The sequence below is a fragment of the Planomonospora corallina genome, from assembly GCF_042650625.1.
In the GTDB taxonomy this organism is placed as follows: Bacteria; Actinomycetota; Actinomycetes; order Streptosporangiales; family Streptosporangiaceae; genus Planomonospora_B; species Planomonospora_B corallina.
In genome coordinates this window covers 1-14,361 of the sequence record NZ_JBHSBM010000001.1, presented here as the reverse complement: position 1 = coordinate 14,361, position 14,361 = coordinate 1, and the positions used below count along the sequence as shown (strand labels likewise).

12 protein-coding genes are annotated in these 14,361 nt (G+C 71.7%); 5 read left to right on the top strand and 7 right to left on the bottom strand.

Annotated features, from left to right (window positions below; genetic code table 11):
- On the bottom strand, nucleotides 1-1,954 hold a 1,954-nt coding region (locus ACFOWE_RS00060), incomplete at its 3' end, for a DNRLRE domain-containing protein (RefSeq protein ID WP_377284634.1).
- Nucleotides 1,955-2,183: 229 nt separating this feature from the next.
- On the opposite strand from ACFOWE_RS00060, the gene ACFOWE_RS00055 reads away from it, so the two are divergent.
- The 3 genes from ACFOWE_RS00055 (at nucleotide 2,184) to ACFOWE_RS00045 (ending at nucleotide 4,411) form a co-directional block, all read left to right on the top strand.
- The gene (locus ACFOWE_RS00055; RefSeq protein WP_377284633.1) at nucleotides 2,184-2,777 is read left to right on the top strand and encodes a recombinase family protein; all 594 of its coding nucleotides are present in this window, start codon (nucleotides 2,184-2,186) and stop codon (nucleotides 2,775-2,777) included.
- Nucleotides 2,778-3,294: 517 nt separating this feature from the next.
- On the top strand, nucleotides 3,295-3,456 hold the full coding sequence (locus ACFOWE_RS00050; protein WP_377284632.1) for a hypothetical protein: 162 nt from the start codon (nucleotides 3,295-3,297) through the stop codon (nucleotides 3,454-3,456).
- Nucleotides 3,457-3,736: 280 nt separating this feature from the next.
- A complete protein-coding gene (locus ACFOWE_RS00045; protein ID WP_377284631.1) occupies nucleotides 3,737-4,411 on the top strand; it encodes a class I SAM-dependent DNA methyltransferase in 675 nt (224 codons plus the stop codon).
- A 226-nt stretch (nucleotides 4,412-4,637) separates the two neighbouring features.
- Here the strand turns inward: ACFOWE_RS00045 and ACFOWE_RS00040 are convergent, their stop codons facing one another.
- From ACFOWE_RS00040 to ACFOWE_RS00025, 4 genes are all read right to left on the bottom strand, one after another.
- Complete coding sequence (locus ACFOWE_RS00040; protein WP_377284630.1) at nucleotides 4,638-5,408, bottom strand: hypothetical protein; 771 nt, start codon at nucleotides 5,406-5,408, stop codon at nucleotides 4,638-4,640.
- A gap of 115 nt (nucleotides 5,409-5,523) precedes the next feature.
- Nucleotides 5,524-6,579 carry a BMP family lipoprotein gene (locus tag ACFOWE_RS00035; protein WP_377284629.1) on the bottom strand — a complete coding sequence of 352 codons (1,056 nt, stop codon included), beginning with the start codon at nucleotides 6,577-6,579 and terminating at the stop codon, nucleotides 5,524-5,526.
- A 107-nt stretch (nucleotides 6,580-6,686) separates the two neighbouring features.
- The gene (locus ACFOWE_RS00030) at nucleotides 6,687-8,291 is read right to left on the bottom strand and encodes a methyl-accepting chemotaxis protein (protein WP_377284628.1); all 1,605 of its coding nucleotides are present in this window, start codon (nucleotides 8,289-8,291) and stop codon (nucleotides 6,687-6,689) included.
- A gap of 349 nt (nucleotides 8,292-8,640) precedes the next feature.
- A complete protein-coding gene (locus ACFOWE_RS00025; RefSeq protein ID WP_377284627.1) occupies nucleotides 8,641-8,853 on the bottom strand; it encodes a hypothetical protein in 213 nt (70 codons plus the stop codon).
- A gap of 537 nt (nucleotides 8,854-9,390) precedes the next feature.
- Between ACFOWE_RS00025 and ACFOWE_RS00020 the strand changes: the two genes are divergently transcribed.
- On the top strand, nucleotides 9,391-10,113 hold the full coding sequence (locus ACFOWE_RS00020) for a ParA family protein (protein WP_377284626.1): 723 nt from the start codon (nucleotides 9,391-9,393) through the stop codon (nucleotides 10,111-10,113).
- Nucleotides 10,113-11,072, top strand: coding sequence for a ParB/RepB/Spo0J family partition protein (locus ACFOWE_RS00015; RefSeq protein WP_377284625.1), 960 nt, complete (start codon nucleotides 10,113-10,115; stop codon nucleotides 11,070-11,072). Before ACFOWE_RS00020 ends, ACFOWE_RS00015 begins: the two co-directional genes overlap by 1 nt.
- 342 nt (nucleotides 11,073-11,414) lie before the next feature.
- Here ACFOWE_RS00015 and ACFOWE_RS00010 read toward each other — a convergent pair whose 3' ends face one another.
- Both ACFOWE_RS00010 and ACFOWE_RS00005 read right to left on the bottom strand, forming a co-directional pair.
- On the bottom strand, nucleotides 11,415-12,182 hold the full coding sequence (locus ACFOWE_RS00010; protein WP_377284624.1) for a hypothetical protein: 768 nt from the start codon (nucleotides 12,180-12,182) through the stop codon (nucleotides 11,415-11,417).
- A gap of 859 nt (nucleotides 12,183-13,041) precedes the next feature.
- Complete coding sequence (locus tag ACFOWE_RS00005) at nucleotides 13,042-13,914, bottom strand: hypothetical protein (protein ID WP_377284623.1); 873 nt, start codon at nucleotides 13,912-13,914, stop codon at nucleotides 13,042-13,044.
- Between the last annotated feature and the right edge of the window lie 447 nt (nucleotides 13,915-14,361).

The following is a 14,361-nucleotide window of genomic DNA, read 5'->3' as shown; positions in this document are numbered from 1 at the left end:
CGACGTTGTAGGTGCCGTACCGGTCGGCCAGGGCCTTGCGTAGCTGCGCGGAGGCGTCGGTGGACTGCACCACGACGAGGTTGCGTTCGGGCCAGATGTGGGTGGCGAACAGCTCGGTGCCCGCCGGGATCGCGTCATCGAGGTCGAGCACCTCATCGATGATGGTGTTGAGCGTCTGGTAGCTGTTGGCGGCCTCGACGACCCGCGGGGTGCTCCAATAGCCGGTCTGCGCGGGAGGCACGGCCGGGACCACGGCCGAGTCCTCGTCCTCGAAGTAGCCCGGGATGGTCTCATCGGCGTCGCCGTTGTCGATCGCCGTGCCGGTGAGCACCTGGCCCGCGGTGCCTTGGCCTGCAGGCGTCGCCGGTGCGACGACCTGCCCGCTCACCGGGTCGAAGTAGGGCGGCGCCAAGACGGCGGCGTTGCCCTGGGCGCGGTCATAGGCGCTGTTCAGCGCGTGCGCGCTGGTGGTGGGGATGGGCAGGGTGTCGAGCTTCCAGGCGGCGGGGGCGGTGAACACCTCGACGCCGTCGGGTCCGGCGGGGCTCACCACAGTGGGGCCGGGAGCCGGCTGAGCTGTCACGGTGATCTTCGGGGTCAGCTCCGGCCAGCCGTACTCGGAGGAGGCCAGCATCCGGTAGTCGTCGTCCGCGCCGCTCTCATCGGGGGCCTGCAGCACCAGGCCGTAATTGGGGTAACCCTCCGCCCAGGCCCGGGCGATGTCGGTGATCGGCCACTGCAGCGGGCCGATGCCGCAGTCCGGGCCGTAGGACTGGGTGATGACCTTCGCGCCTTCGGCCGTGGAGGACGGCGCGGTGTCCCAGGTGAGCGTGGCCGCGTCCCACCCGCTCGTCACGCGGCGCACCTGGATGCCACTGGCGGTCTCGCCGCATCCGGGGCCGTCGGTGTTGGTCAGGGTCAGCGTGGCGTCCACGACGTCCTGGCCGGCCAGCGCGGTGCCGTCGAACTTCAGATAGGAGCGGTTGAGCGTGCCGAAGATGCTGCCGGTGGTGAGCACGGCCGAATCCGGGTCGGCCTGGTTGCCTTCGTTGCTGATGTCCACGTCGCTGCTGGCGGCGGTGGCGACGGTCGCGCCGATGGTGACCGGGTAGACCGTCTGGGAGTCGGCGAGGAACGCGGCGTCCGGCTCGACGGTCAGAGCCTGGGCCGTCATCTTGGGGCTGGTGCGGAACGCGGTGTCCGGCTCGACGGTCCGGGTCTGCGCCGTCTTCTTGGCGGAGACCCGGCGCCGGCCCGGCGCCGACGCCGAACGCATGGCGACCGCGGTCGAGCGGGCGACTTCACGGCCGGCACCGTCCACGATGGTGGCGGCACCGTTCCTGCCCGGCCGGACGGCGAGGCCTTGAGCCTGGACGGGGAGGGTGAAGGCGGTCTTCTTCGACGGGCGGGACTTCAGCACGATCTCCCAGCGGAAGCCGGTGGGCAGCGCCGTGACGACCAACGACGAGCCGGGGCCCGCGGCATCGGCGTAGACGGCCTTGCCGCCGGTGACCGTCGGGCGGGCCAGGGCGGTCGGCCAGGTGAAGGCGACCGGTTTGCCGTCCTGGGTGGTCAGCGTCGCCAGCGGCTTGCCGGCGCCGCCGGAGGTGAACTCCACCGGGGTGGCGGTGATCTTGGGGCGCAGCACGCCGTCCGACTCCACAAGGGTCGGGTCGATCCACCGCCAGGCTCCGTCGCGATGCACCCGCACCGGTTGGGTCCATGCTTCGATCACCAGGCGCCCGTCGGGTTGTCTGGTGACGCGCCGGTCCTGGGTCGCCGCTCCGAGCAACTCGCCGGGTGGTGGAGTCGGCTGGGCAGCCGGGGGCGGGGCGGGGGCCGGGCTCGCGGCCGCAGGTAATTGCTGTGCCGAGGCCAGCATCGCCGCCGTGACGGCGACGAGGACGACCGAGGGGGATCGCCGCACCAGTTCTCCTCCGGAGTTGATGATCAAGGACCTCGATCATGCTCTGCGGCGGATTACTAAATGTCAAGATTTAGGTAAAATCGGTGGTCTCGCCTGTACGCGGACTGGGCGCCGGATGCCTTCCGGTCGCTTGTATCGGAAACGATCGTTCTCGTTACACCTTGAACGCCCTGCCGTTCCCGCAGGTGGGATGTGTAACGCATGCCGTGTCCGCGCCAATGTCACGATTTAGGGGGTTCGCGATACGGTCGAGGGTATGCGCATCGGCTACGGACGCGTCTCCACTCGCGACCAGCACCCCGAGGCCCAGGCTGACGCCCTGACCTCGGCCGGCTGCGAGCAGGTCTTCATCGACACCGCCTCCGGCAAGCTCGCCCGCCGCCCCGAGCTCGACAAGGCGCTGCTGTCGGCCAACCGGCCCGGCGACCAGCTCGTGGTCACCAAGCTCGACCGGCTCGGCCGCTCCCTGGAACACCTCATCGAGCTGTCGGGCCGGCTGCAAGCTCGCGGCGTCGACCTGGTCGTCCTCGACCAGGGCATCGACACCTCCACCGCGGTGGGGCGGATGTTCTTCCAGATCCTGGGCGCCATCGCCGAGTTCGAGCACGCCCTGATGAGCGAGCGGACGATGGACGGCCTGGCCGCCGCGCGCGCCCGGGGCCGTACCGGCGGGCAGCGGCCGAAGCTCGGCCCTCGCCAGGTACGGCTGGCCCAGGCGATGTATGACGAACTCGGCGAAGACGGCAAACGCCTCTACACCGTGGCGCAGATCGCCGCCGAGTTCGGCGTCACCCGCCCCACCATCTACCGCCACCTCGCCAAGACATCCGCCCCGCCACCTCGTCGGTAGTGACGCGCAGGTTGCGTGAGCGCGCCAGCGGAACCCGCGCGGACTACAGGTGTTTCGGAACAGGAACGTACGCCAAGCACCTGCTCGGCCGACGATCGGAGGCCGGACCACCCCTCAAGATCGTTTCTTAGCGTACGTTTTCGTTCCGTTGTTCCTCACGGGCCGGAACGGCGACCGACGTCGCCCGGCGAGGCGCCGACGGGCGGTGGCGTTACGTCATCGACAACCCCTTCGGCGCGGCCGACCCCTCCTGACGAGGAGGAATCGCTCTCCCGGCCGGGCGACCGGAACGGGAACCGTACAGCGCTGCGTGGATCAGGGCCGCCGTCGCCCGGGTCCGCCTGGCGGACCACGACGCCGAGCATCGCATTCTCCCGGAGCCCGCGTCGCAGCGCACCGGGCCGGCGGAACCGCTCTCTGCTCTTTCCCGATCCCGCCGGGCGGCGGTTCGGCGCCGCCCGGGGGAGGTCGTCCGCGTGGACGATCTCCCCCGGGGACGGTGGGTTACGGTCTGGGCATGACCGAGCCGGACCTCCTCGCCGCCTACGACTCCGTCGCCGCCGACTACGCCGGGATCATGCCCGGGCGGCTCCCCGCCACGTTCGCCGAGTTCGGTCGCGTGCTCGCGCCCGGCGGCCACCTGTTGCTCGGCTTCCCCGCCTGCGACGGCTCCGCCTGACCGTCGTGATGCGGATGTCCGTGGTGCGGTGGAGGCGCATACCACCCGGCCCTCTCCGTGGGCCGGGTCTCTTCCTTCGGTCTTCGGCGTCGTCGGAGAGCCGGGATCTCCGCGTCCAGGAGGGGCTCGCCGCGTGCATCTCCACAGGAGTACGGCAAACCCGCTCCTCCGGGTCGGCGTTCAGCCCGCTTCCCGCTCCGGCGGCCCGGCGGGTGGTCCCGGTGTCGATCCTCCCTGCGGACGATCTTCCGGGCAGGCGGGACGGGTACGGTGCTCCTCCATGACCGAGCCGGACTTCCTCACCGTCACCCGCGCCTCCTACGACGCCATGGCCGTCTCCTACACCGAGTTCGTCGACGGCTCGCTGGAGCGCATGCCGATGGACCGGGCGATGCTCGGGGTCTTCGCCGAACTCGTGCGGGCCTCCGGCGCCGGCCCGGTCGCCGACGTCGGGTGCGGACCGGGCCGGATGGCGGCGTACCTGCACGAGCTCGGCGTGACCGTGTCCGGGATCGACCTGTCGCCGCGGATGGTCGCCATCGCCCGGCAGGCGTATCCGCACCTGCGCTTCACCGAGGGCTCGATGACCGAGCTGGACCTGCCCGACGCCTGCCTCGGCGGCGTGCTGGCGTGGTACTCGACCATCCACGCCCCGCCGGAGCAGCTGCCGGGCGTCGCCGCGGAGTTCCACCGGGTGCTGGCCCCGGGCGGCCACCTGCTGCTGGCCTTCATGTCCGGCGACAGGTCGATGCGCACGGTGGAGCCGTACGACCACAAGGTGGCGCCCGCCTACCGGTGGCCGCTCGACCTGTTCGCCGACCTGCTGGCCGGGGCCGGGTTCGAGGTGGCCGCCCGGCTGCTGCGCGAGCCCGAAGGGGGAGAGAGGCACCCGCAGGGCTACCTGCTGGCCCGCAGACCCGCGGGCGGCGGAGGCCGTACCGGAAACTCCCGATGACGGCGCATCGACGCCGCGTCGGCGATCAGCGACGACAGCGATCCGGCATTCCCCGTCGCTCAGGCGCGCGGTCTCGTCCCGGATCGCCTTGGTGAGCTTGTCGGCGTCCGCACCGAGCTTGGCGGCCGAGACCCTGTCCCCCGGGGAAGGCGGGTGCGGCGGTCCGGCGGGCCCGGTCCGGCGGGTGTGGACGGGGCCGCCCGGCCACCGGGCCGGAGACGGCCGGTCAGCGCTCGACGGCGGCGCGGAGGTCGGGGAGCATCTCCTTGAGCTCGGCGGCGGTGAAGTTCGCGCCGGACACCACTCCCACGGTGCCGTCGTCGGCCCAGGCGCACAGGCCGGTCTCCGAACCGGCGAGCACGAGTCCGACGCAGCGGGCGCCGCCGCCGAAGGACTCTGCGGGGACGTCGAAGTCGTGGTCGGGCGCGTCGCTCCGGAGGAAGCCGTCGATGACGTCGTCCACGACCCGCTGCCGCCGGTCGGCCTCGACCGTCGCCTCGTAACCGGTGAAGACGACGGCCCGGGTCCAGGAGCGGCCCTCGGCCTTCTCGATCTCCTCGTAGCGGACCTGCACCGCGTCGCGGACGGGGATGTCCCCGACGTGGGGCCGCCGTTCCAGCAGTTCCTCACGGTCGTGGAACGGCCACATGCCGTCGAGGCGGAGGGCTCCCGCCTTCTGCGGCGGCGGGAGAACCAGCCGGTGGGCGCCCGCGGAGGACCGTGGTTCCGGGGACCCGCCGGAGGCGGCGGGGGAGTCCGCCCCGCACGCCGCGAGCACGCCGGCGGCGAGCACCGCCGCCACCGCGGCGGCCGTACGGCGGGCGGCGCGCACGGGGGACACCCGCCGTTCGGGACAGGCAGGGGACGCCTGCCGTACGGCGGGGGAGACGGCGGGCGGTCGCCGGGTCCGGCGGTGGGGGGCGGCCGTCCCGGCGAGGGCGGTCGGCCTGGCCGGGGCGGAGGCCTGGTCGCGGGGTCCGGGGGCGGGGGAGTGCATGGCTTCTTCCTTCGTGTGCGGTCCGCCCGCGGGGGCGGCAGCACGGAAGGCTAGCGCGGGCGGCGCCGTACGCCGTCGCCCGCGCGGGTGATCCGCGCGGGCGAAGCTCCGGAGGTCAGGGCTTGGTCGGCGCCGTGACGGTGCCGTCGAGGAGCCGCTGACGGGCGGCCTCCACCTTCTTCAGCACCGGCGCGATGGCCTTCTCGTTGGAGACCGCGTAGCCGACACCGTCGGTCTTGAGGTCGAAGCGCTTGACGCCGCCGCCCCGGTCACCCTTGATGAACGCCTGGATCTCCTGGAAGACGGCGTTGTCCACCCGCTTGACCATGGAGGTGAGGATGACGTCCCGGACTCCGGGGTCGGCGGTCTGGTACTGGTCGGTGTCCACGCCGATCGCCCAGGCCCCCCTGCGCGCGGCGACCGCCTGCAGCGAGCCCGCGCCGGACCCGCCGGCCGCGGTGTAGACGACGTCCGCCCCGGACGCCAGCATCCCCGCGGCGATCTTCTTGGCCTTCTCGGGCGAGCCGAAACCGCTGAAGTCCGGCGGTGTGGAGACGTAGTCGACACTGACCTCCGTGCCCGGCCGGGTCCTGACCGCGCCGGCCGTGAAACCGGCCTCGAACTTCTGCAGCAGCGGGGTGCGGACGCCGCCGATGAAGGCGACCTTCCCGGAACGGGACTTCAGCGCCGCCGCGGCCCCGGCCAGATAGGAGCCCTGCTCCTCGGCGAAGACCAGGGAGACCACGTTCGGGGCGCTGACGGAGTCGTCGTCGATGATGGCGATGGTGGTGTCGGGGAACTCCCCCGCGACCGTCTTGACGGCCGCGGCGTACATGAAGCCGACGGCGATGATCGGGTTGCGGCCCTCCTGCGCCAGCTTGCGCAGCGTGGCGACCCGTTCCTCCTCGCTCTCCCCGCCGGGCGTGACCTCGACGGCGTCGACCTGGAGCTCCTTCTTCGCCCGGTCCAGGCCGGCGGCCGCCGCGTCGTTGAAGCTCTTGTCGCCCCGGCCGCCCTGGTCGAAGGCGAGGCCGACGCGGACCTGCTCCAGTCCCAGGCCGTCGCCGACGGCGGCCTGCGCGACCGGCTCCACCTCCGCCCCGCAGCCGGCCGTCGTCATGGCGGCGGCCGCGAGCAGAGCGGCCAGCGCGGTCTTCTTCCTGTTACGCACGGTGTGCTCTCTTCTCCTGACGGGGGCGAAGGGACGGGGGACGGGGGGTCTCCGGGTGCCGGAGGTCCTCGCGGCGGGGACGCGCGCGGGCACCGGCCGGCGCCGTCTCAGTAACGGAACTGCCCGACCGCCTCGCGCAGCTGCCGGGACATCCCGGCGAGCTCGGCGATGGCCTGTCGGGAGCGGGCGATGTCGGCGTCGACGGCCGAGGCCGAGGAGGCCACGGCGGCGATGTTCTCCGCGATCCGGGAGGCGCCGCCCGCGGCGTCGGCGACGCTGCGGTTCATCTCGTTCGTGGTCGAGGTCTGCTCCTCCACCGCGCTCGCGATCGTCATCTGGTAGGCGCTGATGCCCGAGACGACCTCGCCGATCCGGCTGATGGCGCCGACCGCGGCGCCGCTGTCCTGCTGGATGGTCTGGATGAGCCGGCCGATGTCCTCGGTGGCCTTGGCGGTCTCCTGGGCCAGGCTCTTGACCTCGTGGGCCACCACCGCGAAGCCCTTGCCGGCGTCCCCGGCCCGCGCCGCCTCGATGGTCGCGTTCAGCGCCAGCAGGTTCGTCTGCTCGGCGATGCTGGTGATGAGCTTGACCACGTGGTTGATCTCGGACGACGACGAGGTCAGCTGCGCCACCGTCGTGTTGGCCGACTCCGCGACGGCCACGGCCTCGGCCGCGACCCGGGCGGCGTCGGAGGCGTTCTGGGAGATCTCCTCGATGGCGCCGCCCATCTCGCGGGCCCCCTCCGCGACGTTCCGCACGCTCTGGCTGACCTCGGCCGAGGCCGTGGCGGCGGCCTCCGCCTGCCCGGAGGTGTGGGCGGCGTTGTCGGCGAAGACGCTGGTGACCTCGTCCAGCCGGGTCGACATGTCCGCGAGCGTGCCGGCGTGGGCGGCGACGTCGCCGACGACCGTGCGGATCGCGGTGACCGCCTCGTTGAGCGCCTCGGCCATCTGCGCGGGCTCGTCGCGCCCCTGCGTGGGCAGCTCCACGTCCAGCCTGCGGCCGGCCACGGTGCGCAGCGCGTCCCGGGCCGCGGTGACCGGCGTGACGATGCTCCGGGTCACCAGGACGGCGAGGGCGCAGCCGAGCAGGAGGGCCAGCGCCGTGCCGACGGTGATGGCGCTCTGCGCGCCGGCGGCGTCGTCGGCGGAGGCCTCGACCGCGGCCTGGCTGCGCTGGTCGACGGACTGGGCGAGCTGCTGGGCGGCCCGCAGGATCCGGTAGTAGGTGCTCCAGCTGTCGTAGACGGCCAGCTGGTCGCCCTTCCAGAGCGCGTCGGAGGTGCCCGGCCGGTACGTCTCGACGATCTTGTCGTTCAGTGCGAAGTACGTCTCGGACTCGGTGCGGACCTGGTCGAACAGCGCCCGCTCGGAGTCGTTCATGACGTTGACGGCCATCTGCGGCAGGAACTTCTCGAAGCGCTCGCGCTCCTGCTGCCAGGCCTTGTAGTTGACCGAGTCGCCGCCGAAGGCACGCTCGGCGCCCAGCCGGTGGACGTCGGCGATGTAGGCGCTCTGCCAGCCGCTCATGCTGGCCGCGTAGAACTTGATCTCCTTGGCCTGGCTGGTGAGCACCTGGAGGTCGCGCACCTGCGCGGCGGTCTGGCGCTGGTCCTGGATCGCGACGTAGGCGATCACCGCGATTCCGGCGAGCAACGACAGCAGTGCGGTGAACGCCACCGCCAGCCGTACTCCGATTGTGACCCTGCGCATACCCGCTCCTCCGTGATGGGGCTCCGCCTCTCCATCGGCACGCTCGGGCCGTAGCTGAGACGGACGCGCGCGCTCGCACGGACGCGGCCGGGCGGGGACGCCGGCTGGGTCGTCGGCTGGGTCGTCGGCGGGGACGCCGGCTGGGTCGTCGGCGGGGTCACCGTACGCAGGATCCTCCGGCCGTCATGTCCCGGGCCGGGCCGCACCAGGGCCGGCCCGGGGGGGTGATTCGATCAGTTGATCCGAATCTTTCTTTCTTCTCGAATGTTCGATCGGTGTACGACTGCGGGTCTCGCCCCCGGAACGCCGTCACGGCGGCCCGGAGACCGGGCCGCCGTGACGGATACGCTCACCAGGCGTAGCTGTAGAGGTAGTTGCTGGCCGCCCCGTACGGCCCGGCGAACTGGGCGTTGGAGTAGTACCAGCTGCTGCCCCAGCCCGGTCCGCCATATCCCCAGCCTCCGTAGGGGTACGGCCAGTTGCTGTCGGCCATCGCGGCGCCCTGGCCTGCCAGGCCCAGGGTCGCAACGGTTCCTGTGATCACCAGTGCACGTCGGATCATCGTCATCATCGTGATCTCTTCCTTCCCGCTCCGCGCGTCACGTTCGCGAGGCGCGCAGATCATCCGAAGGGGTGCCGCGTGAGCCAGCCTCCAGGATGCAGGCATATGTCTCACCCCTGGCTATAGCGGTCATATTTCACATTACGCTCAGCAGTCCCGCGCACCGGAAGAACGCCCCATGAGGATCTAACCGTTCATGGCCTGATACGGCCGCGTTTCTCAACCTCCCGCGACCCGGCCGCCGGTCGATCTGCACTCCTGGGGGCGATGCGTGACACGCCGGTGACCCCGCCCTCCACCCCGGACGGCCTCCGGTCAGCGGTGCGGCCCCGTACCGAGCGTGCGCCCTCCAACCGCAGGTCGGAGCCATGGCGGGCCGGTCCCGCCCTCGGTCAGGCGGCCCTCCGGCGCGCACGCCGCAGGTGTTCACGCCCCGCACGCCACAGGTGTTCACGCCGTGAACACCCGGCGCATCTGGAATAGTTGGCCTCCTGATCCGAAGTACCAAACGGGAAGCACACGGAACAGGAGCCCGACGTGGCCAGAGTGCATGTTGTCCTCAACCAGAAAGGCGGCGTCGGCAAGTCGACGCTCGCCGTCAACCTCGCCGCCGTCACGGCCGACACCGTCGGAGGAGTCGCCGGAGCCAACCCTCCGGTCGTCACCGTCTCCATCGACCCCCAGGGCTCGGCCGTCTGGTGGTCGGAGAGGGTCGGCGAGGCGCTCCCCTTCGACTTCGTCCAGGCCCACGACGACATCGCCGGCCTGGCCAACCTCCGCCACATCCCCCACGTCACCGACGTCTGGGTCGACACCCCCGGCTGGCTCGACCTGTCGGACGGCACCTCCGCCGACGACCCCCTCGGCGACGGCTCGGCCGCCAAGGCACTGCGCGCCGTACTCGACAACGCCGACGACGTGATCATCCCCATCGAGCCGGAGCCGCTGGCCTTCCAGCCGACGTTCAACACGATCGAGAAGGTCGTCAAGCCGCGCAAGCTGCCCTTCCTCGTCGTCGCCAACAACTGGGACCCGCGCGACGGCCGCGCCGACCTCGAGGACACCCTGCAGTTCGTCCGGAACCAGGGCTGGCCGCTCGCCAACACCGTGATCCGGCACTACAAGATCCACTCCCGGGCGTCGGCCGAGGGCCTGGTCGTCACCCAGTACCCGCGCAACCGCGTCGCGATGGAGGCCCGCGAGGACTTCTACCGGCTCGCCCTCGAGCACGGCCAGCTGCGCAGCAACGGGACGAACTGATGGCGGGCAAGAGGACGAGCCTCGCGGCGCTGATGGTCGGCCAGCCGGCCGTCCCCGAGCAGCAGCCCCGCGCCGCGGCCGCCCCGGCGACGCCGAAGCGGCCGCAGTCCGTGAAGCTGGAGGACCTGGCCGACAACCCCGACAACCCGCGGGAGAGCCTGCGCGACCTGCAGGGGCTCGCCGACACCATCGGGGACGAAGGCGTGCTGCAGGACCTGGTCGTCGTCCCCAGGGACGTCTGGCTGGCCGCCTACCCGCACCACGCCGACAAGATCGGCGACCGGCCGTACGTCATCCAGCACGGGCACCGGCGCCGGCACGCGGCCGCGCTGGCCGGGCTGACCGAGGTGCCGGTCAAGGTGCGGGAGTCCGCCGAGTCCGCCGAGGAACGCACCCTCATCGAGAACTTCCAGCGCGACGACCTGACGCCGCTGGAGGAGGCCCGGGCGCTGCAGCGCCTGATCGACCTGCGCGGCATCACGCTGCGGGAGGCCTGCCGCAAGGTCGGCAAGTCCCCCGGCTGGGGCTCGCAGCGCCTGGTCCTGCTCAGGCTCAAGCCCGAACTGCAGCGGGCGCTGGCGGACGGCACGCTGAAGCTGGAGGACGCCCGGGAGATCGGGAAGCTCCCTCCGGAGGAACAGGCCATGCCGGTCGCTCCGGTCGCTCCGGTCGCTCCCGCCGCCCCGGTCGCTCCGGTCGCTTCCGGCGGCCCGGTCGCTTCCGTCGCTCCGGAGCCGGGCACGGGAACCGCACCGGCCGCCGGGCGCACGGGCCGCGCCGCGCGTGACGGCGCCGCCCCGGCGCCCGGAACGGCGGACCCCCGCAGGCCCTCCAGCGGCGGGTACGGGGTCATCCCGCTCGGGCCGCCCTCGGTGATCGCGGCCGAGCTGCGCGCCAGACTCTCCCGGGAGGACCTGGAGACGCTGGTGGAGCTGCTCTCCGCCTCGGTCGCCCGCTGACGGGGGCCGGGACCGCCCTGGGGCCTCCACGGCTCCAAGTGTTTACGGCGTAAACACCCGGCAGCGGGGCCGCCTCCCAGAAGGGACCGGCCGAGGAGCGTTCACGGCGTGAACACCGAAGACCGTGGCCCGCTCCCGCGGCGGCGCCGGTGGAGGGTTGTTCACCGCCTGAACACCGGGGAGCTCCTGACGCGGAGGCGGGGCCGCCACTCGGTCCGGCGGAGCCGCCGGACCGAGTGACCCGCGTGAAACCGAGTGACCCGCGTGAACACGACGAGGCCGCCACCGGAGAGATCCGGTGGCGGCCTCGTGACCTGTCTGTGCGGGGGAGCTGCGCCGTACTCAGCTCCGCTTGACGGCGATCCGGCCGGTCAGGACCTGGCGGCCGACGTAGCCGGCGCTGCCGACGGCGATCAGGGCGGCCAGGGCCACGCCCGCGGGGTTGCCGGTCTGCTCGGTGCCCGCGGCGACGGTCTTGGCGGTCTCGTCGCTCTTCGGCTCGGCCTTGGCGGCCTTGTCCTCGGTCTTCTTCGCGGCGGTCTTCAGCATGACCGGCTCGGCGGGGTTCTTGTCCTTCTTGGACCAGGCGCCGGTCTCGAAGGGGACGGGGTGGTTCTTCTTGCCGACGCCCTTGCCCCACTTGGTGATGACGTACTGGACCTTGATGTGGCCCTTGCCGCCGTTGCCGTCCACCGAAAGGGTGTCGGCGTTGAACTCGCCGCCGGTCAGCTCGGCGAAGGTCTTGGCGTCCAGGTCCAGCATGATGCCGCGGTTGGAGGGGATGCCCGGGCCGCGGTCGCCGACGAAGAACGGCGCCTTCTTGCCCTTGTAGATGACGTAGCCCTCGGTCATCAGCGGCCAGGACGGGGAGGCGGCCAGGCCCTTCTGCATCGGCTTGCCCGAGGCCGGAAGACCGGTGTCACCGTTACGGCCCGAGGCGTCGTCCCAGTAGTAGGACGCGGTCGTGTCGCCCTTGAGCATGACCTTCTCCCCGGCGTCGGCGCCGGACTCGGCGAACGCGGTCCCGGTACCGGCCACGATCCCGGCGGCCAGCGTCGCGGTCGCGGCACCGGTCAGGAGGCGGGCGGCGATACGGGTGGAGAAGGTCATCAGATGCAGATCCTCACAGGCGGAGACAGGACGTCCGGCCGCAACGTTCCGGCCGGTGCAGGCCCTGCCGTAGCGGCCTACACCCCCTAGTAAGCCGTCCGGACGTAGCGGCCCCAGTGCGGCCAGGGTGCAGCCCGGTTGCAGGGGACCGGAAACCCTAAACCCCCGATGCCACCGGCCATCCAGCACGCCACGACCGGACGGTCCACGCGCTTCGCCGTACGCATGAGGGCGGTCCCGGAGCGGTCCGGAGGTCACCGAGCTCGGGTCGGGAGCGGCTCCGCAACCGTCTCGACCAGACCCAGGGCTCCGTCCGGGATCGTCGGCACCGGTGGCCGTCACGGCTCCCCTCCATGGCGGGAGCCTTCGTTCCAGTTCGCGGCGGCCGTGTTTACGGCGTAAACACCGGCCGCCGTCATGGCCATGGCGGAGTGGCGGCCAGTGAGCGACGGCCGTCTCGCCCCGGTCGTCCTGCTCGCCGACCCCCGGACCGTCCGGCTGATCCCACCGGAACGGGGTCGCGAACTCCTAGCCATGCGACGCGGCTGACCGCTCCCAGCCGGGCTCTCGGACCCCGCGGAGGATCCGGCCGCTGATGACCACTCTCGACTCCACCGGCCAGACCCCGCCGGATCCCGTACGGCGAGACCTCCGCGCGGTGGCAGGGCTCAGGTGTTTACGGCGTAAACACTCGACGCTCACCATCCGCGAGCACGACGGTCCCCGGCGGGTACGGCTCGGCGTCGGCCCGGACGGCTCCGCGGGCACGGTTCTCGGAGAGGCCACAGACACGACGAGGCCGCCACCGGAGGTTTCCGGTGGCGGCCTCGTGCCCGTCAGCGTGAAGGATCCCGCGGAGTCAGCTCCGCTTGGCGGCGATCCGGTCGACCAGGAAGTAGCGGCCGACGTAGCCGGCGCTGCCGACGACGATCAGAGCGGCCAGAACGACACCCAGGGGGTTGCCGGTCTGCTCGGTGCTCGCGGCGACGGTCTCGGTCTGCATGGTCTCAGCGGTCTCGGTGGCCTTCGGCTCGGCCTTCTCCGCCTGCTCGGTCTCCGCGACCTTGCTCTCAGCGGTCTTGTCCTCGGTGGCCTTGGCCGCAGCCTTCTCCTCGGCCTCGGCCTTCTCCTGCGCGGCCTTGTCCTCGGTCTTCTTCGCGGCGGTCTTCAGGAAGACCGGCTCGGCGGGGTTCTTGTCCTTCTTGGACCAGGCCCGGGTCTCGAAGGGGACGGGGTGGTTCTTCTTGCCGACGCCCTTGCCCCACTTGGTGATGACGTACTGGACCTTGATGTGGCCCTTGCCGCCGTTGCCGTCCACCGAAAGGGTGTCGGCGTTGAACTCGCCGCCGGTCAGGTCGGCGAAGGTCTTGGCGTCCAGGTCCAGCATGATGCCACGGTTCGACGGCTCGCCCGGGCCGCGGTCGCCGACGAAGAACGGCGCCTTCTTGCCCTTGTAGACGACGTAGCCCTCGGTCATCAGCGGCCAGGACGGGGAGGCGGCCAGGCCCTTCTGCATCGGCTTGCCCGAGGCCGGAAGACCGGTGTCGCCGTTGCGGCCGGAGGCGTCGTCCCAGTAGTAGGACGCGGTCGTCGAACCCTTGAGCATCACCTTCTGGCCCTCGCCGCTGTCGGCGGAGGCCGCACCGCTGGTCGCCACGGCGGCAGCGCCGGCCAGGGTCAGCCCCAGAGTGGCGGTCGCGATCCGGGTGAGGAGGCGGTTGGTGAAAGTCATGGAGAACGCAGATCCTTCGTCAGGAGACAGGTCTCCGACCGAAGCTTCCGGCCGGTGCAGGCCCTGCCGTAGCGGCCTACGTTCTCCATTGAGCCGTCCGGACGTAGCGGGCCCAGTGCAGCCGAGGTGCGCCCCGGTTGCAGGGGGCGAGAAGCACTAAAGTCCCGTGTCCATAGGCCGATCCGCACGTTTTCCAGTGCGCGGGATGCGGCTCCGGAAGCGCTCCGGGGACCACCCGGCATCGCTCCGGGAACGGCTCCGCAACCGTGACACCGGACACCGGATCCCTCGGGGAGCCCACGCACGAACGGATGTCACGAACCTCTACCTCTGCCACAGGGGTGTTTACGCCGTAAACACTCCCCGGCTCCCGGCCGCCTGCCCGACACCACCCCGAGGCACTCGACACCGCCCCCGGGCATACGTCGAGGCCGCCACCGGAACACT

Excerpts from the sequence above, each read along its gene's own strand:
- ACFOWE_RS00010 (WP_377284624.1), bottom strand. The coding sequence starts at position 12,182 with ATGACCTTCTCCACCCGTATCGCCGCCCGCCTCCTGACCGGTGCCGCG.
- ACFOWE_RS00055 (WP_377284633.1), top strand. The coding sequence starts at position 2,184 with ATGCGCATCGGCTACGGACGCGTCTCCACTCGCGACCAGCACCCCGAG.
- ACFOWE_RS00005 (WP_377284623.1), bottom strand. The coding sequence starts at position 13,914 with ATGACTTTCACCAACCGCCTCCTCACCCGGATCGCGACCGCCACTCTG.
- ACFOWE_RS00045 (WP_377284631.1), top strand. The coding sequence starts at position 3,737 with ATGACCGAGCCGGACTTCCTCACCGTCACCCGCGCCTCCTACGACGCC.
- ACFOWE_RS00050 (WP_377284632.1), top strand. The coding sequence starts at position 3,295 with ATGACCGAGCCGGACCTCCTCGCCGCCTACGACTCCGTCGCCGCCGAC.
- ACFOWE_RS00015 (WP_377284625.1), top strand. The coding sequence starts at position 10,113 with ATGGCGGGCAAGAGGACGAGCCTCGCGGCGCTGATGGTCGGCCAGCCG.
- ACFOWE_RS00040 (WP_377284630.1), bottom strand. The coding sequence starts at position 5,408 with ATGCACTCCCCCGCCCCCGGACCCCGCGACCAGGCCTCCGCCCCGGCC.
- ACFOWE_RS00030 (WP_377284628.1), bottom strand. The coding sequence starts at position 8,291 with ATGCGCAGGGTCACAATCGGAGTACGGCTGGCGGTGGCGTTCACCGCA.
- ACFOWE_RS00025 (WP_377284627.1), bottom strand. The coding sequence starts at position 8,853 with ATGATCCGACGTGCACTGGTGATCACAGGAACCGTTGCGACCCTGGGC.